Raw genomic sequence first — 19,570 nt, forward strand, 5'->3', positions numbered from 1 at the left:
TGCGAGCGATGTGCAGCGTGGTGCTGCGCGCGCTCCCTGTGTGGGTGATGCCGACGCGCCGACCGGCGAGTCACTCTGAGTATGCGGCTGGTCACCCGATCCGTCCGTACTCCGAAGAGAAAGGGCATGTCATGGAAGAGCAGGAGACGACTCCGGCCTACGAGGCACCCAGCCTGGTGGAGGTCGGCGACTTCACCGATCTCACCCTCGGACCTATTGGCTTCTGGCCGGACATGGACGGCCAGTTCGTCCCGTAAGGATTGATCTGTGGTGCTGGAGACAGCATTCGTGCTTCTGCCTGACAGCGATGCGGCCCGTGGGGCGGCGCAACAGGTGTGTGCGCTGCACGGAGTCCAGGTGCTCACCCACGCCTCCGGCCGCCCCTGGGTGGTGGGCCGGTGGGCACCGGACCGGATTCGGATGTCGGCCGTCAGGCAGACGCGCGTGGCGGTGGCCGGGTTCTGCCCGGCCACCGGCCAGGCACTGGAAACGGTGGCCGACCGGCTGCGGACCGTATCCGACCTCGACGCCGCGGCCCGTCGCCTGACGGGAAGCGCCCATCTGCTGGCCTCGGTGGACGGCCAGGTGCGGGCGCAGGGCACGGCGTCCGGCGTGCGGGCGCTGTTCCATGCCCGGCTGGCCGGGGTCGCCGTCGCCGCCGACCGGCCCGACACGCTCGCCCGCCTCATCGGCGCCGGACTGGACGACGAAACGCTCGCCCTCCGCCTGCTCACGCAGCAGGCGCCGCACCCGCTGAGAGGACGGCCGGTGTGGCAGGGGGTGCGGCAGGTGCCCCCGGGCTGGTGCCTGCTGATGGAGCGGGACGGGACGGCACACACCAAGCGCTGGTGGCAGCCGCCCGAGCCGGAAGTTCCGCTGCGCGAGGGGGCGTTGGCCGTCCGCGAGGCGTTGACCGAAGCCGTCTACACCCGGGTCCGCGCCGCGGCACCCGCGGTGAGTACGGACCAGTCAGGTGGCGTGGACTCGGGTACGATCACCCATCTCGCGGCGCACCTGGCCCCTGGCCTGCTGACCGTCCGCCGGTCTCAGCTGGATGTCGGCGGGGACGACGCCGCGTGGGCGGCCCACCTCAACGGGCACCTTCCGGACGCCGAGCATCTGCTCCTCGAGTACGGGCATTCGCCCACCTTCTTCGCCGGACTGGACAAGAGCGCCAGGCTGACCTTGAGCTCCGAACCCCCGTTCTGGGTGCGTTCCGGGGCACGGCTGGTCGATCTCGCCGAGCGCGTCGCCGCCCGCGGCTCCCGCCTCCACCTGTGCGGACACGGCGGCGACGAGGTGTTCCATACCGCCACGACCTGCCTGCACACCCTGGTCCGGCGCCACCCCTGGACCGGTGCCCGCTGCGTGCAGGATCGCCGCGCGCTACGTCATTGGCCGCTGTGGCCCACCGTGCGGGGCCTGGCGGACCGCGGATCGTACGCGTCCTGGCTCGGCTCGCTCGGCGGACAGCTGCGCGACCCGCTGCCCTCCCCCTCCCTCCCCCACCTGAGCTGGACGCTGCCCGTACGGATGCCGGCCTGGACAACCCCCGACGCGCTCGCCACGGTGCACGACCTGTTGCGCCGGGCCGCAACCACCCGGCCGAGCCCTCTGGGCCGGGACCGCGCGGCACACATCACCGCGGAGTTCATCCAGTACGGCGGAGCCACGGTGCGGTACGTGGCCGGGCTGATGGCCGGGCACGGCGTGGACTACGCCGCACCGTTCCTGGACGACCGGGTGATCGAGGCAGCCATGGGCGTCCAGCTGTCCGAGCGCGCCACCCCACGCCGCTACAAACCGCTCCTCAGCCATGCCATGCGCGGCCTCGTGCCCGACGAGCTGCTGGGCCGCGCCACCAAGAGCGACTTCGGCGAGGACGTCTTCGACGGCCTGCGCCGCCACCGCGGCACCCTGCTGGACCTCTTCGACGGTTCCCTGCTCGCTGGCCGCGGCCTCATCGACGACGCCGCGGTCCGCGCGGCGCTGCACACCGGCCACGCCTTCACCCAGACCCTGCAAGCCCTGGAACCCACCCTCGCCTGCGAGGTGTGGCTGCGCACCCTGCCCGACCGGAACCGCCAACCGGCCCTCGCCGAAGGAGCGTTGTGACCCTCACCCTGACACCGGACGTCGTCCTCACCGACACCGGGCACGGCGCCGTCCTGCTGGACGAGCGGCACGGACGCTACTTCAACCTCAACGCCACCGGCTCCTTCGTCCTGCACGCCCTGCTCGACGGCGCGGGCCACGATCAGGCGGCGGACCGGCTGCGCGAGCGGTACGGCATCGGCACGCAGCAGGCGCACACCGATGTGACGGCCCTGGTCGACGCCCTGTGCGCGGCGAAGCTGGCCCACGCATGAGCGTCCCGTTCGCACTCGAAGAACGGCCCTCCGTCCCACTCCGCCGACGCCTCGCCGCCCGCCTGGCGGTAGCGGCGGCCCGCGCGCTCATCCCCCTGCCGCCCCGCCGCCTGCGTGCCGCGCTCCGCCTCCTGCGTACCGGCGCCCGCCCCGCCACCACCGCACAAGCGGCAGCCGCACGCGACGCGGTGGTGACGGTCAGCACCCGCTGCGCGGGCCAGCACTGCCTCCAACGCTCCCTGGCCACCGCCCTGCTGTGCCGCATGACCGGAAACTGGCCCACCTGGCGCACGGGGGTACGCACCAGCCCCTTCCGCGCCCACGCCTGGGTCGAGGCCGACGGCCAGCCCATCGGAGAACCCCACCCGGCGGGCTACTACACCCCCACCATCACCATCGCCCCGCCACGCCCCCCGAACACCAAGGACCGCCACCCCGAGAACCGGGACGACGGCCCTTGACGGCGGGGCGTAGGCCCGGCCCGCACCTTAAATGTCGAAGTACAGCTCGAACTCGTGCGGGTGGGGCCGCAGCTGCATCGGGGCGATTTCGTGGGTGCGCTTGTAGTCGATCCAGGTCTCGATGAGGTCGGAGGTGAAGACGCCGCCGGCCTGGAGGTACTCGTTGTCGGACTCCAGGGCGTCCAGGACGGCCGGGAGGGAGGTGGGGACCTGGGGGACGTCGGCGTGCTCTTCGGGGGCGAGCTCGTAGAGGTCCTTGTCGATCGGCTCGGCGGGCTCGATCTTGTTCTTGACGCCGTCGAGGCCCGCCATGAGGAGGGCGGCGAAGCACAGGTACGGGTTCGAGGAGGGGTCCGGGGCGCGGAATTCGACGCGCTTGGCCTTCGGGTTGGAGCCCGTGATCGGGATGCGCATGGCCGCGGAGCGGTTGCGCTGCGAGTAGACCAGGTTGACCGGGGCCTCGAAGCCGGGGACCAGGCGGTGGTACGAGTTCACCGTCGGGTTGGTGAAGGCCAGGAGGGACGGGGCGTGGCGCAGGATGCCGCCGATGTAGTAGCGGGCGGTGTCCGAGAGGCCCGCGTAGCCCTGCTCGTCGTAGAAGAGGGGCTCGCCGCCGGCCCAGAGGGACTGGTGGACGTGCATGCCGGAGCCGTTGTCGCCGAAGATCGGCTTGGGCATGAACGTGGCGGTCTTGCCGTTGCGCCAGGCCGTGTTCTTCACGATGTACTTGAAGAGCATCAGGTCGTCGGCGGCGGCCAGCAGGGTGTTGAACTTGTAGTTGATCTCCGCCTGGCCGGCCGTTCCCACCTCGTGGTGCTGGCGCTCGACCTCCAGGCCCGCGCGGGACAGCTCCAGGGAGATCTCGGCGCGCAGGTCGGCGAAGTGGTCGACCGGCGGGGCCGGGAAGTAGCCGCCCTTGTAGCGGACCTTGTACCCGCGGTTGCCGCCGTCCTCGACGGTGCCGGTGTTCCAGGCACCCGCCTCGGAGTCGATGTGGTAGTAGCCCGCGTTCGCCTTCGTCTCGAACCGCACGTCGTCGAAGACGTAGAACTCGGCCTCGGGGCCGAAGAAGGCGGTGTCCGCGATGCCGGAGGAGGCGAGGTACGCCTCGGCCTTCTTCGCCACGTTCCGCGGGTCACGGCTGTACTGCTCGCCCGTGATCGGGTCGTGGATGAAGAAGTTGATGTTGAGGTGCTTCTCGGAGCGGAAGGGGTCCAGGCGGGCCGTGGAGAGGTCCGGGACGAGCGCCATGTCCGACTCGTGGATGGCCTGGAAGCCACGGATCGACGAGCCGTCGAACATCAGGCTCTCGGTCGGGTCGAAGGTCTCGGCAGGCACCGTGAAGTGCTGCATGATGCCCGGAAGATCGCAGAAGCGTACGTCCACGAACTTGACGTCGTTGTCCGCGATGTACTTTTTGGCCTCGTCGGGGTTCTGGAACATCCAAGTCCTCCTAGTCCCGTCCATCCCGGTGGGACGGGAGTTGCTCCGGGCGCGGGCCAGTGCGGTGGCACGCTGGTGACCGACCATAGGCAGGGGCCATTTCTCCAGCATGACTCATTTGTTTCGCCGATGTTAACCAGGCGGGACGGCGCCGGGCTGTATCGTCACCCGCTCCCCTGCGCCCGCGCCGCGCCCCCGCGCCGCCGGGCCCCGCCAACCGTTCGATACCGTGGACGGGTGGACAACAGGGATGCAATCGGATCGTGGCTCTCCGGGCCGCGTGCCGCCGCCGAGGAGATGGGCGTCAGCGGCTACGGCTACCGCGGTGAGCGGCTCGGCCTTCCCGAGTCGGGTCCCGGCTCCGTCGCCCCGCTCGGCCGCCGGTTCGGCGCGCTCTTCATCGACTGGGCGCTCTCGGCCCTCATCGCCTTCGGGCTGCTGGCCGGACGGCAGATCCACTCCACGAACAACTGGGCGCTCGTCGTCTTCCTCGTGATGAGCCTGCTCACCGTGGGCACGATCGGCTCGACGCCCGGCAAGCGGCTCCTCGGCCTCCGGGTCGTCGACGTGAACGGCCTCGGCAAGCTCCCCCTGTGGCGTACGGCCGTGCGTACGGTCCTGCTGGGGCTCGCCATCCCCGCCCTCGTCTGGGACCGCGACAACCGCGGACTGCACGACCGGCTCTCCAGCGCCGTGCAGGTCCGGATCTGAGCCAACCAGTACGCGTCTGTGCGTACGTGAGGGCCGGGCGCGATTCTCCTCGCGCCCGGCCCTCGAACGTATACGGCCCGTCGACAGACGGCGTCAGCGGCGGCCGCCGCCGCTCGGGCCCTTCGGCATCCGCATGCCCTTGGGCATCGGGCCCTTCGGGATCGGCATGTTCTTCATGAGGTCGCCCAGCGCGCGCAGGCGGTCGTTGACCTCGGTGACCTGGGAGCCCGGGAGGACCCGGGGCAGCTTCATGAGCCGGGTGCGCAGCTTGGTCAGCGGGACCTGGCCCTCCTCGTTCCCCACGACCATGTCGTGGACCGGGATGGCGTCGCCCAGGACGCGGGCCATCTTCTTCTTCTCGGAGGCCAGCAGGGCGCGCAGCCGGTTCGGATTGCCCTCGGCGACGAGCACGACGCCCGCCTTGCCGACCGCGCGGTGGATCACGTCCTGGCTGCGGTTCATCGCGACGGCCGGGGTGACGTGCCACCCCTTGCCGAAGTTCTCCAGGACCGCGGCAGCCGCGCCCGGCTGGCCCTCCATCTGCCCGTACGCCGCGCGCTCGGCGCGGCGTCCGAAGACGATCGCGCACGCGAGCAGCGCCAGCAGCAGGCCCAGGATGCCCAGGTAGACCGGGTGATCGATCAGGAAGCCGATCGCGAGGAGGACACCGAAGGTGACAATCCCTACGCCGGCCAGGATCCAACCGATCTTCCGGTCCACGCGCCGGGTCATCTTGTACGTCTGAGCGATCTGCTTGAGCCGCCCAGGGTTCTCGGTGTTGTCCTTCCTCGCCATGGGAGGAAGTTTACGTGGCGTGGCGCGTACCCTCGCGGGCGGAGTCCAGTAGCCGCTCCGCCTCGGTACGGGCACGGGCGCGGCGGCGGTCCTCCTGGACGGAGGTCCAGGCGTTACGGCGCGCGGTGCGGTGGCCGCGGCTCAGGAGCAGACCCTCCAGGCTCTCCAGCCTCTTCAGCGCCCGTCGCATGGCGATCCCCTTCATCTCGTTGGATGCGGTGCGTGAACCCATCGTCACGAATCCGTATTACCAGCGGATGTCCGGAGCATCAAAGTCCGCACAAGGGATCGCCACGCGTTCCTGACGGTTACGGTCCGTTTCCCGCCACGGACGCCACGGACGGGACGGACGCCACGGACGGGACGACTACGCCGCCGTGGTCGCGCCGCGGGCCTCCATCGCCTGCTGGTACAGACGGCCCGCGCGGTACGAGGAGCGGACGAGCGGGCCCGACATCGTGCCCGCGTACCCGATCTCGTCGGCCTCCTGCTTGAGCTCGACGAACTCCTGCGGCTTGACCCAGCGCTCCACCGGGTGGTGGCGCGGCGTGGGGCGCAGGTACTGGGTGATCGTCATCAGCTCGGCGCCCGCCTCGTGCATGTCGCGCAGCGCCTGGCTGATCTCCTCGCGGGTCTCGCCCAGGCCGAGGATCAGGTTCGACTTGACGACGAGGCCGTCCTCGCGGGCCTTGGTCAGGACCTCCAGCGAGCGCTCGTAGCGGAAGCCGGGGCGGATGCGCTTGAAGATCCGCGGAACTGTCTCGATGTTGTGCGCGAAGACCTCGGGGCGGGAGGAGAAGACCTCGGCGAGAGCGTCCGCTTCCGCGTTGAAGTCGGGGGCCAGCAGCTCTACGCCCGTGTCCGGGTTCATCTCGTGGATCTTGCGGACCGTCTCCGCGTAGAGCCAGGCGCCGCCGTCGTCCAGGTCGTCGCGGGCGACGCCGGTGATCGTCGCGTACCGCAGCTCCATCGAGCGGACGGACTCGGCGACGCGGCGCGGCTCGTCGCGGTCGAGCGGCTGGGGCTTGCCCGTGTCGATCAGGCAGAAGTCGCAGCGCCGGGTGCACTGCTCGCCGCCGATGAGGAAGGTCGCCTCGCGGTCCTCCCAGCACTCGAAGATGTTGGGACAGCCCGCTTCCTGGCAGACCGTGTGCAGGCCCTCGCTCTTGACCAGGTTCTGCAGGGCGTTGTACTCGGGGCCCATTTTCGCCCGGGTCTTGATCCACTCGGGCTTGCGCTCGATGGGGGTCTGACTGTTGCGGACCTCCAGGCGGAGCATCTTGCGACCGTCGGGTGCGACAGCGGACACGTCCGGCTCCCTACGTACTTTCGAATCGTCGGCGTAGGCCACCCTACGCCTGTGCTTTACGGGTCGTATACGGACTCAGACCGCGCGGGGCACCGGGTGTGCGGTCTCCAGCACCTCGCGCAGATGCTTCTCCACTACCGGAAGCACCTCGGAGACCGGAACATTCCCGCCCAGCTCGTTGGAGAGCGAGGTGACCCCGGCGTCGCGGATGCCGCAGGGGACGATCCGGTCGAACCAGGTGTTGTCGGGGTCGCAGTTCAGCGAGAAGCCGTGCATCGTGACGCCCTTGGCGACGCGGACGCCGATCGCGCCGAGCTTGCGGTCCTCGCGGCGCTGGCCCGCGTTGGAGGGGGCGTACTCGGGGCCCATCAGGCGCGGGTCGTACTCGTCCTGGTTCAGCCGGGGGTCCAGGTCCAGGGAGAGGCCGGCCGCCGGACGGCTCTCGACCGGGTCGCCGAGGACCCAGACGCCGCTGCGGCCCTCGATACGGGTGGCCTCCAGGCCGAACTCCGCGCAGCTCCGGATCATGGCCTCTTCCAGACGGCGCACGTGCGCCACCACGTCCACCGGGCGGGGCAGCTTGAGGATCGGATAGCCGATGAGCTGGCCCGGGCCGTGCCAGGTGATCTTGCCACCGCGGTCCACGTCCACGACCGGAGTGCCGTCAAGCGGGCGCTCGTCGTCCGCGGTGCGCCGTCCGGCCGTATACACGGGCGGATGCTCCAGCAGCAGACAGGTGTCGGGGATCTCGTCGGCGAAGCGCGCGGAGTGCACCCTGCGCTGCTCCTGCCACGCCTCCAGGTACTCGACGGCTTCGGCACCGAACCCCAGGTGAACGAAGCGCAGTTCGCCGTTCCCCTGGCCGTGAGCCGCGGGCTGCCCCATGCCGTTCCTCCTCGTTCAGCGCGTCGCCGCGGGGCGCCGCGCGCTCGCGCCCCTCCGCCACTCTACGGGCGGGGCGCGCGGGTCCGGCACGAGGCCACCCCCTCACACGTACGGATGAATACGCGACGAAGGGGGCGAGTGGTGTGCGAAGGCCCGTTACATTCGCGCCGTTCCAGCAGGGCGCCCCGGCGTCTGCCGTAAGCCGCGAGGGCAGGAGACCGTAAAGCCGATGACGATGGAACGACCTGGGGCCGCAGTGAGCTCTGCGAACCAGTCCTCCCAGCAGCGCATCCCCAACCGCCAGCTTGCCGCACTGATCGCAGAGGCGGGCTTCTCCAACGCCGGCCTCGCCCGCCGCGTGGACCAGCTCGGTCTGGAACACGGTCTTGACCTGCGTTACGACAAGACGTCGGTGACGCGGTGGCTGCGCGGTCAGCAGCCACGCGGCACGACCCCCGCACTGATCGCGGAGGTCTTCACCCGCAGGCTCGGCAGGCGGCTCACCGCGCAGGACCTGGGCCTCGACGCGTGCGCCCCCGTGTACGCGGGCCTGGAGTTCGCCGCGACGCCCGCCGAGGCGGTGGACATCGTGAGCGGGCTGTGGCGCAAGGACTCGGGCAGCCACGCCGAGCTGCGCAAGATCGCGTTCACCCCGGCCGGGCTGGTGGTGCCGAGCCGGGACTGGCTGATCGGACGCGCCGACGAACGGGTGGCGCGGGGTCCCGAGCCCGAGAGCGGAGGCGGGGCGGGCGGGCCGGGCGCGCCCGGCGCCGCCGGTGGTGGCGGCGGACCCGGCGGACCTGGCGGACCCGGGGCGCCGGGTGGTGCGGGCCCCGGGAGTGCGCCGGGGCCGGGCGCCGGGGGCGCGCACGGAGCGGGCCACGGTCCCGGTCATGGGCACGGCCCCGGACACGGGCCCGGCCACGGCCCCGGACACGGGCCGGGCCACGGGCCGGGCGGCGGGGGCGTCGGCGTGCGCGTGCCCGCGCAGACGCGGATGGCGGGCACGGGCGTCGTGGCCCGGCCCGCGCTCTCCGCCGCGCGCCTGGACCGGATCGAGCGGGGCCCGGGGCAGCGCGTCTCGGGCGGGGACGTGGCGGCCCTGCGCTCGGTCTGCGAGCTGTTCCGCGCCCTCGACCACGCGTACGGCGGGGGCCACGCCCGCCAGGCCCTCGTGCGCTATCTGGAGCACGAGGCCGAGCCGATGCTGCGCGGGGTCTACAACGAACAGCTCGGACGGCGCCTCTTCGGCGCCGCCGCCGACCTGACGAGGCTCGCGGGCTGGACGTCGTACGACATCGCGGCGCACGGCCTCGCCCAGCGCTATTTCGTCCAGGCCCTGCGCCTCACGCAGGCCGCGGGCGACCGTGCCTTCGGCAGCTATGTGCTGGTCACGATGAGCCGACAGGCCGTCTACCTCGGGCACGGGCGCGAGGCCGTGCAGCTCGCGCGGGTCGCGCAGCAGGGTGTGGGCGCCTCGGCCGCGCCCGTCGTCCAGGCGCTGCTGCACGCGGCGGAGGCGCGCGGGCACGGCGTGCTCGGCGAGGTGCGCGCCTGCACGGCGTCGCTGGCGCGGGCCGAGCGCGCGCTGGAGGCGTCGCGCCCCGGCGAGGACGTGCCGCAGTGGGCACGCTTCTTCGACGAGGCGCAGCTCGCGGACGAGTTCGGGCACTGCCACCGGGACCTCCAGCAGTACCGGGCCGCCGCGCAGCACGCGGAGCGCTCGCTCCAGCTCCGCGGCGCGGGGTACGCGCGCAGCCGCCTCTTCTGCCGGATCGTCCTGGCGACGGCCCGGCTGGGCCTCGGCGAGATCGACCAGGCGTGCGCGCTGGCCGTCGAGGCGGCGCACCAGGCGGCGGAGATGCGGTCGGTACGGGCGCACGAGTACGTGCGGGACTTCGAGCGCCGCCTCGAGCCGTACCGCGACGCCGCGCCGGTCCGGGCCTATCGCGAGAAGGTCTCGGCACTCGTGTAGGGCGTGCCTCGTGGTGAGGGGCGGACGCGGGGCAGGGTCCCCGCGTCCGCCCCTCGCGTGTCCGCGTGTCCGCCGCGGAACGACCGTGACTTCGCGGGGCACCCCCTTCGCCCTTGGGGGCGCGGGGAACTGCGCGAGCGGGCACAGCGCGCCTGCGGCCCGCTGTGCGCGGACAGGGGCAGCCCCTACCCGTGCGTTGCCGGGCGCGGGTGCGTCGTGGCTTGTCGCGCAGTTCCCCGCGCCCCTGACGGGGCACATCAGGCGTCGGACCCTCCCCGCGTGCCGGGCACCAGCTGCCCCTGACCGTGCGTCGCGGACTGCAACCGCGTCGTGGCTTGGCGCGCAGTTCCCCGCGCCCCTGAGGGGGCAGGGCTCTGTTCGCGTGTCCGGTGGGGCGCTCACGGGCTGGTTCTTCGCAGGGTTGCTGTTGCTGTGAGGGTGAGGGTTGCTGTCAGGATCAGGAATGTGGCGTGGAGGGGGAGGTTGAGGGACTGGGAGAGGAGGCCTGTGGTGAGGGCTCCGGTGCCGAAGCCCGCGTCGTAGGCGGAGTTCCAGACGGCGCTCGCGACCCCGTGGCGGCCCGGCCCCGCGCGGTGGAACATCGCGACGAGCGTGTCGTTCTGCAGCGCCCCCAGGCCGAAGCCGTGGGCCGCGCCCGCGAGGAGGGCGAGCGGGAGCGAGAGCGGTTCGGGTACGGCGCCCGCCGCGCCGAAGCCGAGCATGCCGAGCGCGCAGAGCAGGCCGGAGGGCGCCGCCAGGCGCCCGGCGCCGCCGCGCCGGTCGTTCCGTACGCCCGCCGCCCAGCGGCCCGCGATCAGCGCCGTGGAGAGCGCGAAGAGTCCGGCGGGCGCCGCGCCGGGCGCGGTCAGCGCGAGCGGCAGGAACGAGGCCAGGCTGCCGAAGGTCCCCACCGAGACGAAGAGCAGCGTCCAGGGGGTGAGGAAGGGGCGGAGGGAGTCGTTCCCTCGTCTCCCTCGCCCTCGCCCCTGTTCCCGTTCCCGTGTCCGTTCCGGCGGCGGGAGCGTGCCGCGGGCCGACGCGCTCAAGGGGGCCGCGAGTACGCCCAGGGCGCCCGCCACGACGAAGACGGGCGTGTAGCCGAACGTATCGGCGGCCCAGGCTCCTACGGGGAGGGAGGCGACGGCCGGGATGCCGATGGCGACGCCGTACTGGCCGACGGCCCTGCCGCGTCGGCTCTCGGGGACCAGTTCGGCGACGAGGGCGCTGCCCGCGACGGTGACCATGCCGAAGCCGAGACCCCGTACGGCCGAGACGGCGAGGGTCCAGGTGAGGCCGTCGGAGAGGGCGTAGGCGAAGGCGGGCAGGCCCATGGTGAGGGTGCCGAGGGCCAGCGCGCGGCGGGCGGCCGTACGGCGGAGGACCAGGCCCATGCAGAGCTGGGCCGCGACGGTCGCGGCCATGGTGACGGCGGTCGTCGCGCCCGCGCCGCCGTGGCCTCCCCCGCCCTCCTCGGCCCAGAGCGGAACGACGGCGAGGAGCAGCGAGAGGTTGCCGAAGACGGCGACCGTGCCCGCGAGGAGGAAGCGGAAGGGACGATTGCGGGATCGGTCGTCGGTGTCGTCCCGTCGTGGGGGTGCGGTGGTCATGGTCGAGTTGTAGGCCGCCTCCATCCATCGCGTCCAACGAATGTTTTCGATGCTTTCGATCGGCACCGGCGATGGGTTCGTGGCACCATCGGGCCATGGAGCTCAAGCACCTGGAGACGTTCCTCTGCGTGGCCCGGCACCTGCACTTCACGCGCGCCGCCGAGGAGTTGGGGTACGTGCAGTCGAGCGTGACCGCGCATGTGAAGGCGCTGGAGGCCGAGCTGGGGGTGCAGCTCTTCGAACGGCTGGGGCGGCGGGTGCTGCTCACCGAGCCGGGCCGGGAGCTGTGCGGGCACGCGCGTTCGCTGCTCGGGCACGCCGAGCAGACCCGCGAGGCGGTGCGCGGCGCGGGCGACGACCCGGGGCAGGTGCGCGGCACGCTGCGGCTCGCGGCGCCGGAGAGCCTGTGCGCGCACCATCTGCCGCCGGTGCTCAGGGCCGTGCGCGAACGTTTCCCGCATCTGCGGCTCGCCTTCCAGCCCGCCGGGCGCGGCCCCCTGCTCGACGCGCTGGCCGAGGGCACGGTGGACGCCGGGTTCCTCCAGGAGGAGGCGGTACGGGAACCCGGGGTGCGCGCGGAGCGGATGCTGCGCGAGCCGTTGCGGCTGATCGCCCGTGCCGGGCATCCGCTGGCGTCGGCGGGGCGCGTGGAGACGGCCGATCTCGTCGGGGAGACGGTGCTGCTGCTGGAGGCCGGGTGCGCCCAGCGGATCGTGATGGAACGGGAGTTGAGCAGGGCGGGGCTGCGGCCGCCGACCGTCGAGTTCTTCAGTCTGGAGGCGCTGCGGCGGTGCGTGTCCGCGGGCCTCGGGGTGGGGCTCGCGCCCACGGCGTCGGTCGCGCGGGAGGCCGAACGCGGCGAACTGGCCGTCCTTCCGTGGGCGGAGGAACCGGTGCTCGACGTCTTCTTCGTACGGAGAGGAGAGCGGGGGCCCACCCGGGCCGTCCGCGAACTGGCCGACCTTGCCCGCGCGCACTGGTCGGCGAACGCCGTGAAGGAGCGGGCTCAGGGGCGTACGGGGAGACCTGCCGCGGTGTAGATGTCGTCGATCAGTTCCATGGTCACGATCGAGTCCGCAGGCGGGGTGAGATTGGCCGGTTCCCCGCGCACCGCCGCCGCGAAGGCGCGCAGTTGGTGGGTGTGGGTGGACTCGCCGCGGACCCGCTCGCGGCGCCGACGGCCGCCCGCGGTCACCGTGAAGCGCGACATCGGGAACGAGGGCACGACGAAGTTGCTGGCCGTCATCGTGCCGCGGTCGCCGATGACCCGGGCCCGGATGCGGTACAGGGTCGAGGACCACAGCGAGGCGTGGATGCGGCCGACGGCCCCGCCGGGCAGCCGGAACCGCGCGGTGACCGCCCGGTCGACGCGCCGGTCGCGCCAGAAGGGCAGCGCCTCGGCCGCGGTGACCTCGGGCTCCCCGGACGCGAGCAGGCGCAGACAGTGCACGGCGTAACAGCCGAGGTCCGTCAGCGCGCCGCCGCCGAGGTGGAAGTCGTAGCGGATGTCGGAGAACAGGGGCAGCGGGACGCACATCGTCGTCTCCACCCGCCGGACGCGGCCCAGCTCCCCGCTGCGGACGATCTCCATCATCCGCTCGGTGCGCGGGTGGTAGCGGTAGTGCAGGGCCTCCATCACCACCAGGCCGCTGTCCTGGGCCGCCGCGGCGATCTCGCGGGCCTGGGCCGCGTTGGAGGTGAACGGCTTCTCGCACAGGACGTGCTTCCCGGCCTTGAGCGCGGCCACCGTCCACTGCGCGTGCAGGGAGTGGGGCAGCGGCACGTAGACGGCGTCCAGCGACGGGTCCGCCAGCAGGTCGTCGTACGAGCCGTGCACCGTGGGCACGCGGTGCCGGGCCGCGAATCTGCGGGCCCGGTCCCTGTCGCGCGCCGCGACGGCGGCTACCTCGACTCCCTTGACCGCCCGTGCCGGCCTGATCAGGGCGATCGGGGTGATGTCGGCTGCGCCGAGTGCGCCGATCCTCATGGGCGGACTCCAGTTCCTGGGGGGCCGTTGGCCCCAGTAACGCGCGCCGGGCTCGCGTCGCCCTCGATGTCCGGTGTGCCCACCGGGGCGAACTCTTCCCATGCCGGGCACGACGAGCGCCCCTCAGGGGTGCGGGGAACTGCGCGAGCGGGCACAGCGCGCCCGCGGCCCGCGACGCACGGACAGGGGCAGCCCCTACCCGTGCGTCGCCGAGCGCGCGTGCGCTGGGGCTGGGCGCGCAGTTCCCCGCGCCCCTGACGGGGCAGGCCTCTGCTCATGTGGCGGGGGCGCTGCGGCGTCCCCCGTACCGTGGGGGGATGGAGATTTGGGTGAATCCTGCCTGTTCGAAGTGCCGGAGTGCCGTGGAGCTGTTGGATGAGGGAGGGGTCTCGTACACCGTGCGGCGGTATCTCGATGATCCGCCGTCGGAGGAGGAGTTGCGGGACGTGCTGGCACGGCTGGGGCTGGAGCCGTGGGACATCACGCGGACCGGCGAGGCCGTGGCGAAGGAGCTGGGGATCAAGGAGTGGCCGCGGGAGGACGCCGCGCGGGAGCGGTGGATCGCGGCGCTCGCCGCGCACCCCAAGCTGATCCAGCGTCCGATCATCACCGCCGACGACGGGACGGCCGTGGTGGCGCGTACGGACGAGGCGGTGCGCGGAGTGGTCAGCTCCGGCTCGTGAGCTCGCAGGGGATCTCCATCGTCACCATCGTCGGCCCGCCGGGCGGGCTGCTGACGGCGAGGATCCCGTCGAACTGGGCGAGGCGGCGCTCGATGCCGCGCATCCCCGTGCCGTTGTCGGGCGAGGCGCCGCCGCGTCCGTCGTCGGTGACGGCGATCTGGAGCATGCCGCCCGCCTGCCAGTCGTAGCGCGCGTCGAGCCAGATGCGGTCGGCGCCCGAGTGCTTGGCGGCGTTGGTGAGGACCTCGCTCACCGCGAAGTACGCGGCGGACTCGACCGGTTCCTCGAAGCGCCCGGGGAGGTCGACGTCGACCTCGACGGGGAGCTGCATGCGCAGGGCGAGGGCCTCCGTCGCGTCGCCCAGGCCGCGCTCGGCGAGGACGGGCGGGTGGATGCCGCGCACCAGGTCGCGCAGCTCGGTGAGCGCCTCGGCGGAGCTCTCGCGGGCCTGGGCGAGGAGCTTCTTGGCGCGGGCCGGGTCGTGCTCGATCAGGGCCTCGATGGTGCCGAGGCTCATGCCCATCGCGACGAGCCGGGCCTGCGCCCCGTCGTGCAGGTCGCGCTCGATGCGGCGCAGCTCGGCGGCCGAGGAGTCCACCGCGTCGTGCCGCGTCTCGTACAGGTGCTCCACGCGGCGCGCGAGCTGCGCGCCGCGGCTCGGGGCGAGCATGCCGCGGGTGAGCAGGAAGTGGCCCTTGAGCAGGTACGGGTTGACCGTGAGGCCCAGCAGGAGGAGCCCGGTGCCGAGTGCGGCGCACTGGACCGCGTCGCCGAAGTCCTGGACGTGGACGAACCCGTACCAGTAGCCGCCCCGCACGGCGTGCCAGACGCCGAGGAACATCACCCAGCCCTCGATCGCGTACCCGATCAGGGCGGCGGGGAGCAGCGCGGTGACGAAGCCCGCGACGCTGTCGACGAGCAGCCAGAGCAGGTCCCGCCAGGTGGCGGGGTCCTTCATCAGCAGGACGCAGCGCTCGACGTACCCCGTGACGCCCGCCGGGGGCATCGGCGGCAGCGGGCGGTACGGGGCGAGGATCGTGAGGCCCGCCCAGTCGCGGGCCAGGATCCGCCGCTGGTTGGCGTGGCGGCGCGTGAGGTCGACCAGCCACGGGGTGGTGAAGACCCCCACCCCGAGGAACATGAGCGCCATCGAGACCACGGTGGTGAGGAAGAGGGTCAGCGAGCCCGCGAGCGCGACGACCGACAGTCCCAGCCCCCGCACGGCGGCGACCAGCGACGCACGCGTCCAGCGTGCCCTCCGTGCCCACGCGACTCCACCGGTGGGGGCGCGGGTGCCGGTGTCCATGCCGGTGACCGTGCCCGTGCCCGTACGCGCGCCGGTGCCCGCTCCGGTGGCCGGGCTCGCTCCCCCGACACCGCCCGCGGCCGTGCCCGCGGCCGTGCCCGCTCCGGCGTGGGGCTGCGCGGCGGACGTCCGGTCCACCGTCGCGCCGCCGCTTCTCGTCTCCCCGCTCACTCCGCCTCACCTCGTCCGTCCGCCGCCGACCGGAACCTCTCCGGCCGCCGCCCTCACCAGTGTGCTGTGCACACCGCACGGGATCCACTGGGTTCCGCACCCGAGCCGGGGTGGTGCTAGATGCACCACCGGCGCTGGCCCTGCGACACCCCTGATACGGGGGTTCGGCGGCTGTGGCCCAGCTCCGCCCGTTCCTAACGTCGATGGCACAACGACACGGACGTCAACGGGACTTACGGGGAGACGGAGAATCCGATGCGGGACGGAACACGGAACACACAGCGAAGGGCCTCGGGCCTCGCCGGGCGGCTCGGGGGATGGAGCACCCGGCACCGGAAGACGGCGATCTTCGGCTGGCTCCTCTTCGTCGTCATCGCCTCGGTGCTGGGCGGGATGACGGGGCTGACCGAGCCGGACCCGCACGAGCAGACCGCCGGGGACACGGCCAAGGCCATGGAGATCATGGACGACGCCGGGATCAAGGGTCACCCCAGCGAGTCCGTCATGATCAGCAGCGAGGCCAAGGGCGGCTGGCGCGGGGCGGCGGGCGACCTCCGGGCGGCGCTCAAGGACACCGGTGAGGTCCAGAAGCTCCAGCAGGCGCTGCCCTCCGAGGACGGCAGGGCCGGGCTCGTCACCTTCGAGATGAAGAAGGACGACGAGCAGCTCAAGGAGGACGAGAAGCCCGCCGACAAGGTCATCGCGGCCGTCGACAAGGTGCGTGAACAGCACAGGGACGACGGGACCGAGGTCTACCAGACCGGCGACGCCAGCGGCGGCAAGTGGCTGAACAAGGTGCTCGGCGACGACTTCGCCAAGGCCGAGTGGACGGCCGTGCCGCTCGCGATCGGCATCCTGCTCGTCGTCTTCGGGGCGCTCGTCGCCGCGCTGCTGCCGGTCGCGCTCGCCGTCACCGCGTTCGTCGCGGCCAACGGCCTGCTGGCGCTGGTCAGCACCCAGATGCACATCCAGGACACCACGACCTCCGTGATGCTGCTGATCGGCCTGGCCGTCGGCGTCGACTACTGCCTCTTCTACCTGCGCCGCGAGCGGGACGAGCGGGCCAACGGCCGCGACTCGGAGACCGCGCTGCGCATCGCCGCCGAGACCAGCGGGCGCGCCGTGCTCGTCTCCGGGCTGACGGTGATGGTGGCGATGGCCGGGATGTTCCTGTCCGGGCTGCTGCTCTTCAAGGGCTTCGCCGCCGCGACGATCCTCGTCGTGTTCATCGCGATGCTCGGCTCCGTGACGATCCTGCCCGCGATGCTCTCCTGGCTCGGGGACCGCGTGGAGAAGGGCAAGGTCCCCTTCCTCGGCGGCCGTAAGAAGGACGTCGCCGCCGGACGCCGCAAGCCCCAGGGCCGGTTCGCCGGTGCGATGCTGCGGCCCGTGCTCGCGGCGCCGGGGATGTTCGCCGCGCTGGGCGCCGCGCTGATGCTGGTGCTGGCGGCTCCGGCGGTCGGCATGAAGACCGAGCAGTTCGAGATCGACAAGCTGATGCCCTCGGGCACTGAGCTGCGCGTCGCCACGGAGAAGATCACCGAAACCTTCCCCGGCGGCCCGGCTCCGGCCAGCATCGTCGTCAAGGCCGACATGAAGGACGAGAAGGTCCGCGACGCGCTGACCGGCTTCACCCGCGCGGTGAAGGCCGACAAGGAGCACTTCGGCCAGGGCGTACGGACCCAGGTGTACGCCGAGCAGAACGTCGCCACCATCGATGTGCCGCTCAAGGGCAACGGCACCGACGACACCTCGAAGGCCGCGCTCGACCAGCTCCGCGACAAGCTCGTCCCGGAGAAGCTGGAGCCCGTGGCCGAGGACGGCAAGGCCTACGTCGGCGGACAGCTCGCGTCCTCGACCGACTTCAACGACCAGCTCAAGAAGGACATCGGGCCGATCCTGGCCTTCATCACCGTCATCACGTTCCTGCTGATGCTGGTCTGCTTCCGCTCCGTGCCCATCGCCGGAGTCACGATCGTCCTCAACCTGCTCTCCGTCGCCGCCGCGTACGGCGTCATGACCGCCGTCTTCCAGCACGGCGTCGCCGTCGACCTGCTCGGCGCGGAGAAGAACGGCGCGATCGAGTCCTGGATGCCGCTGTTCATCCTCGTCATCCTCTTCGGGCTCTCGATGGACTACCACGTGTTCGTGGTCTCCCGTATCCGCGAGGCACGGGACCGGGGCCGGTCGACGCGTGACGCGATCCGCGAGGGCATCCGCTCCACGGCGGGCGCGGTGACCAGCGCGGCGGTCATCATGGTCGCGGTCTTCGCGGTCTTCGCGACGCTGCGGATGACGGACATGAAGCAGCTCGGCGTCGGCCTGGCGGTCGCCGTCCTGCTGGACGCCACGATCGTCCGCATGGTGCTGCTGCCCGCCGCGATGATGATGCTCGGCGACCGCTGCTGGTACCTGCCGAAGTGGCTGCGCTGGCTGCCGGACCTGGAGCACGGCCCCTCGGACGACGAGCCGACTCCCCCGGCGGCGCCCACCGCCGCCGACCCCCGCCTCGGGGTCCCGGGCTACGGCTACCCGACGTCCGACGAGCCGACGGTGCGGATGCGCTGACGCCCGTACGCACGTGACCAGGGGGCTCCGCCTACGGGCGGGGCCCCTCGTCGGCTGTCTAGGGTTCCCTCATGAGATTCGGACTTCTGGGCACAGGTCCCTGGGCCGGGCGGACGCACGGGCCCGCGCTCGCGGCGCACGACGACGTCGAACTGGTGGGGGTGTGGGGGCGGCGCGCGGAGGCCGCCGAGACGCTCGCCACGCGCCTGGACACCCGCGCGTACGCCGACCCGGACGCGCTCCTCGCCGACTGCGACGCGGTCGCCGTCGCGCTCCCGCCCGACGTCCAGGCGCCGCTTGCGGTACGGGCCGCGGAGGCGGGCCGCCATCTGCTGCTGGACAAGCCGCTGGCGACGACGGTCGAGGGCGCGCGCGAGGTGACGGCCGCGGTCGAACGGGCGGGGGTCGCCTCCGTCGTCTTCTTCACGCTCCACTTCACCGCGTCGACCGCGCGCTGGCTCGACGAGCAGCGGGCCGTCGGGGACGGCGCCGGGGGCTGGATGCTGGGGCGCGCCGACTGGTTCTCCCCCGTCTTCGCCGACTCCGACTCCCCGTACGCGGCCTCCCCCTGGCGCCGCGACAAGGGCCCGCTCTGGGACATCGGGCCGCACGCGCTCTCGGTCCTGGTGCCGTTGCTGGGCGCCGTCACCTCGGTGCGGGGCGCTCGGGGCGCGGGCGACACGGTCCACCTCACGCTCCGCCACGAGGGCGGGGCGTCGAGTACGGCCACGCTGAGCCATACCGTTCCGGCGGCGGCCTCTGGGGTGGTGGCCGAGGTGCGGGGCGACGCGGGCGTCGCGTCTTTGCCCGAGCGCGACGAGTCGCCGGAGTCCTCCTTCGCCCACGCGGTCGACGCCCTGCTCTCGTCGGCACGCGGGGAGGCCCCGCACCCCTGCGACGCCCACTTCGCCGAGTCGATCACCCAACTCCTGACCCAAGCGCAATCAACGCTCTAACCCAAGCCGTCCGTCGGAGCTTGCCCCTTCTCCCTCAGGGGCGCGGGGCTGTGTTTGCTTTGCGGCTCCGCCGCGGGGCGCGACCGGTTCAAGACTTTCGGGCTCGCCCCTTCTCCCTAGGGGCGCGGGGAACTGCGCGCCAAGCCCCGACGCGGGCGCGCCCCGCGAACCACAGCCCGGGGCACCCCGAACCCGGCTCTTTCGCGGGAGCACCCGGCGAAGTGGGCTGCGCTTGCCAACCCTGCGCCTTGCGCAGACTTCCCAAGCGCAGTGGGGCGGAGGGAGAAGCGCAGGACTGCCGAGCGCAGTGGGGTGGAGGGAGAAGCAGGGGCGCGGGGAACTGC

Annotated in this window: 18 protein-coding genes; 10 read left to right on the forward strand and 8 right to left on the reverse strand. The window is 72.4% G+C overall.

What is annotated here, in order from left to right:
• Positions 1-131: 131 nt before the first annotated feature.
• The 4 genes from ACGF3A_RS20915 (at position 132) to ACGF3A_RS20930 (ending at position 2,830) form a co-directional block, all read left to right on the forward strand.
• Entirely contained in the window at positions 132-257 is a 126-nt protein-coding gene (locus ACGF3A_RS20915) for a lasso RiPP family leader peptide-containing protein (protein ID WP_393731706.1), read from the forward strand.
• 100 nt (positions 258-357) lie between these two features.
• Positions 358-2,115 carry an asparagine synthase-related protein gene (locus ACGF3A_RS20920; RefSeq protein WP_393731707.1) on the forward strand — a complete coding sequence of 586 codons (1,758 nt, stop codon included), beginning with the start codon at positions 358-360 and terminating at the stop codon, positions 2,113-2,115.
• Complete coding sequence (locus ACGF3A_RS20925) at positions 2,112-2,369, forward strand: lasso peptide biosynthesis PqqD family chaperone (protein WP_393731708.1); 258 nt, start codon at positions 2,112-2,114, stop codon at positions 2,367-2,369. The genes ACGF3A_RS20920 and ACGF3A_RS20925 overlap by 4 nt, the downstream gene beginning before the upstream one ends.
• Positions 2,366-2,830 (forward strand): lasso peptide biosynthesis B2 protein, encoded by a 465-nt coding sequence (locus ACGF3A_RS20930; RefSeq protein WP_393731709.1) that lies wholly within the window; start codon positions 2,366-2,368, stop codon positions 2,828-2,830. The genes ACGF3A_RS20925 and ACGF3A_RS20930 overlap by 4 nt, the downstream gene beginning before the upstream one ends.
• Positions 2,831-2,857: 27 nt before the next feature.
• Here ACGF3A_RS20930 and glnA read toward each other — a convergent pair whose 3' ends face one another.
• Complete coding sequence (glnA, locus tag ACGF3A_RS20935) at positions 2,858-4,273, reverse strand: type I glutamate--ammonia ligase (protein ID WP_393731710.1); 1,416 nt, start codon at positions 4,271-4,273, stop codon at positions 2,858-2,860.
• A gap of 237 nt (positions 4,274-4,510) precedes the next feature.
• On the opposite strand from glnA, the gene ACGF3A_RS20940 reads away from it, so the two are divergent.
• The gene (locus ACGF3A_RS20940) at positions 4,511-4,984 is read left to right on the forward strand and encodes an RDD family protein (RefSeq protein ID WP_393731711.1); all 474 of its coding nucleotides are present in this window, start codon (positions 4,511-4,513) and stop codon (positions 4,982-4,984) included.
• A gap of 93 nt (positions 4,985-5,077) precedes the next feature.
• On the opposite strand, the gene ACGF3A_RS20945 is transcribed toward ACGF3A_RS20940, so the two are convergent.
• The 4 genes from ACGF3A_RS20945 to lipB form a co-directional block, all read right to left on the reverse strand.
• Positions 5,078-5,779, reverse strand: coding sequence for a DUF4191 domain-containing protein (locus ACGF3A_RS20945; RefSeq protein ID WP_393731712.1), 702 nt, complete (start codon positions 5,777-5,779; stop codon positions 5,078-5,080).
• Positions 5,780-5,789: 10 nt separating this feature from the next.
• Entirely contained in the window at positions 5,790-5,969 is a 180-nt protein-coding gene (locus tag ACGF3A_RS20950) for a hypothetical protein (protein ID WP_393731912.1), read from the reverse strand.
• Positions 5,970-6,146: 177 nt separating this feature from the next.
• Positions 6,147-7,088, reverse strand: a complete 942-nt coding sequence (gene lipA / locus ACGF3A_RS20955) for a lipoyl synthase (protein WP_393731713.1) — start codon at positions 7,086-7,088, stop codon at positions 6,147-6,149.
• A gap of 75 nt (positions 7,089-7,163) precedes the next feature.
• A complete protein-coding gene (gene lipB / locus ACGF3A_RS20960) occupies positions 7,164-7,973 on the reverse strand; it encodes a lipoyl(octanoyl) transferase LipB (protein ID WP_393731714.1) in 810 nt (269 codons plus the stop codon).
• A gap of 229 nt (positions 7,974-8,202) precedes the next feature.
• Between lipB and ACGF3A_RS20965 the strand changes: the two genes are divergently transcribed.
• A complete protein-coding gene (locus tag ACGF3A_RS20965) occupies positions 8,203-9,948 on the forward strand; it encodes a regulator (RefSeq protein ID WP_393731715.1) in 1,746 nt (581 codons plus the stop codon).
• Positions 9,949-10,346: 398 nt separating this feature from the next.
• Here the strand turns inward: ACGF3A_RS20965 and ACGF3A_RS20970 are convergent, their stop codons facing one another.
• The gene (locus tag ACGF3A_RS20970) at positions 10,347-11,555 is read right to left on the reverse strand and encodes an MFS transporter (protein WP_393731716.1); all 1,209 of its coding nucleotides are present in this window, start codon (positions 11,553-11,555) and stop codon (positions 10,347-10,349) included.
• A 95-nt stretch (positions 11,556-11,650) separates the two neighbouring features.
• Between ACGF3A_RS20970 and ACGF3A_RS20975 the strand changes: the two genes are divergently transcribed.
• Positions 11,651-12,595 carry a LysR family transcriptional regulator gene (locus ACGF3A_RS20975; RefSeq protein WP_393731717.1) on the forward strand — a complete coding sequence of 315 codons (945 nt, stop codon included), beginning with the start codon at positions 11,651-11,653 and terminating at the stop codon, positions 12,593-12,595.
• On the opposite strand, the gene ACGF3A_RS20980 is transcribed toward ACGF3A_RS20975, so the two are convergent.
• Positions 12,562-13,542 (reverse strand): Gfo/Idh/MocA family protein, encoded by a 981-nt coding sequence (locus ACGF3A_RS20980; protein ID WP_393731718.1) that lies wholly within the window; start codon positions 13,540-13,542, stop codon positions 12,562-12,564. The two genes, ACGF3A_RS20975 and ACGF3A_RS20980, sit on opposite strands and share 34 nt — an antisense overlap.
• Before the next feature lie 317 nt (positions 13,543-13,859).
• On the opposite strand from ACGF3A_RS20980, the gene ACGF3A_RS20985 reads away from it, so the two are divergent.
• Positions 13,860-14,225 (forward strand): arsenate reductase family protein, encoded by a 366-nt coding sequence (locus ACGF3A_RS20985; RefSeq protein ID WP_393731719.1) that lies wholly within the window; start codon positions 13,860-13,862, stop codon positions 14,223-14,225.
• On the opposite strand, the gene ACGF3A_RS20990 is transcribed toward ACGF3A_RS20985, so the two are convergent.
• Positions 14,209-15,531 carry a histidine kinase gene (locus ACGF3A_RS20990; RefSeq protein WP_393731913.1) on the reverse strand — a complete coding sequence of 441 codons (1,323 nt, stop codon included), beginning with the start codon at positions 15,529-15,531 and terminating at the stop codon, positions 14,209-14,211. The two genes, ACGF3A_RS20985 and ACGF3A_RS20990, sit on opposite strands and share 17 nt — an antisense overlap.
• 426 nt (positions 15,532-15,957) lie before the next feature.
• On the opposite strand from ACGF3A_RS20990, the gene ACGF3A_RS20995 reads away from it, so the two are divergent.
• Complete coding sequence (locus tag ACGF3A_RS20995; protein WP_393731720.1) at positions 15,958-18,270, forward strand: MMPL family transporter; 2,313 nt, start codon at positions 15,958-15,960, stop codon at positions 18,268-18,270.
• Between the two features lie 71 nt (positions 18,271-18,341).
• Positions 18,342-19,226: a Gfo/Idh/MocA family protein gene (locus ACGF3A_RS21000; protein ID WP_393731721.1), complete on the forward strand. Its 885-nt coding sequence runs from the start codon at positions 18,342-18,344 to the stop codon at positions 19,224-19,226.
• Positions 19,227-19,570: the final 344 nt, after the last annotated feature.

Source organism: Streptomyces sp. NPDC048172, assembly GCF_043202595.1.
Taxonomy (GTDB): Bacteria; Actinomycetota; Actinomycetes; order Streptomycetales; family Streptomycetaceae; genus Streptomyces.

Coding starts and splice junctions, on each gene's coding strand:
- ACGF3A_RS20915 (WP_393731706.1), top strand. CDS start 132: ATGGAAGAGCAGGAGACGACTCCGGCCTACGAGGCACCCAGCCTGGTG.
- ACGF3A_RS20930 (WP_393731709.1), top strand. CDS start 2,366: ATGAGCGTCCCGTTCGCACTCGAAGAACGGCCCTCCGTCCCACTCCGC.
- glnA (WP_393731710.1), bottom strand. CDS start 4,273: ATGTTCCAGAACCCCGACGAGGCCAAAAAGTACATCGCGGACAACGAC.
- ACGF3A_RS20945 (WP_393731712.1), bottom strand. CDS start 5,779: ATGGCGAGGAAGGACAACACCGAGAACCCTGGGCGGCTCAAGCAGATC.
- ACGF3A_RS20950 (WP_393731912.1), bottom strand. CDS start 5,969: ATGCGACGGGCGCTGAAGAGGCTGGAGAGCCTGGAGGGTCTGCTCCTG.
- lipB (WP_393731714.1), bottom strand. CDS start 7,973: ATGGGGCAGCCCGCGGCTCACGGCCAGGGGAACGGCGAACTGCGCTTC.
- ACGF3A_RS20965 (WP_393731715.1), top strand. CDS start 8,203: ATGACGATGGAACGACCTGGGGCCGCAGTGAGCTCTGCGAACCAGTCC.
- ACGF3A_RS20970 (WP_393731716.1), bottom strand. CDS start 11,555: ATGACCACCGCACCCCCACGACGGGACGACACCGACGACCGATCCCGC.
- ACGF3A_RS20975 (WP_393731717.1), top strand. CDS start 11,651: ATGGAGCTCAAGCACCTGGAGACGTTCCTCTGCGTGGCCCGGCACCTG.
- ACGF3A_RS20980 (WP_393731718.1), bottom strand. CDS start 13,542: ATGAGGATCGGCGCACTCGGCGCAGCCGACATCACCCCGATCGCCCTG.
- ACGF3A_RS20985 (WP_393731719.1), top strand. CDS start 13,860: ATGGAGATTTGGGTGAATCCTGCCTGTTCGAAGTGCCGGAGTGCCGTG.
- ACGF3A_RS20990 (WP_393731913.1), bottom strand. CDS start 15,531: ATGGACACCGGCACCCGCGCCCCCACCGGTGGAGTCGCGTGGGCACGG.
- ACGF3A_RS20995 (WP_393731720.1), top strand. CDS start 15,958: ATGCGGGACGGAACACGGAACACACAGCGAAGGGCCTCGGGCCTCGCC.
- ACGF3A_RS21000 (WP_393731721.1), top strand. CDS start 18,342: ATGAGATTCGGACTTCTGGGCACAGGTCCCTGGGCCGGGCGGACGCAC.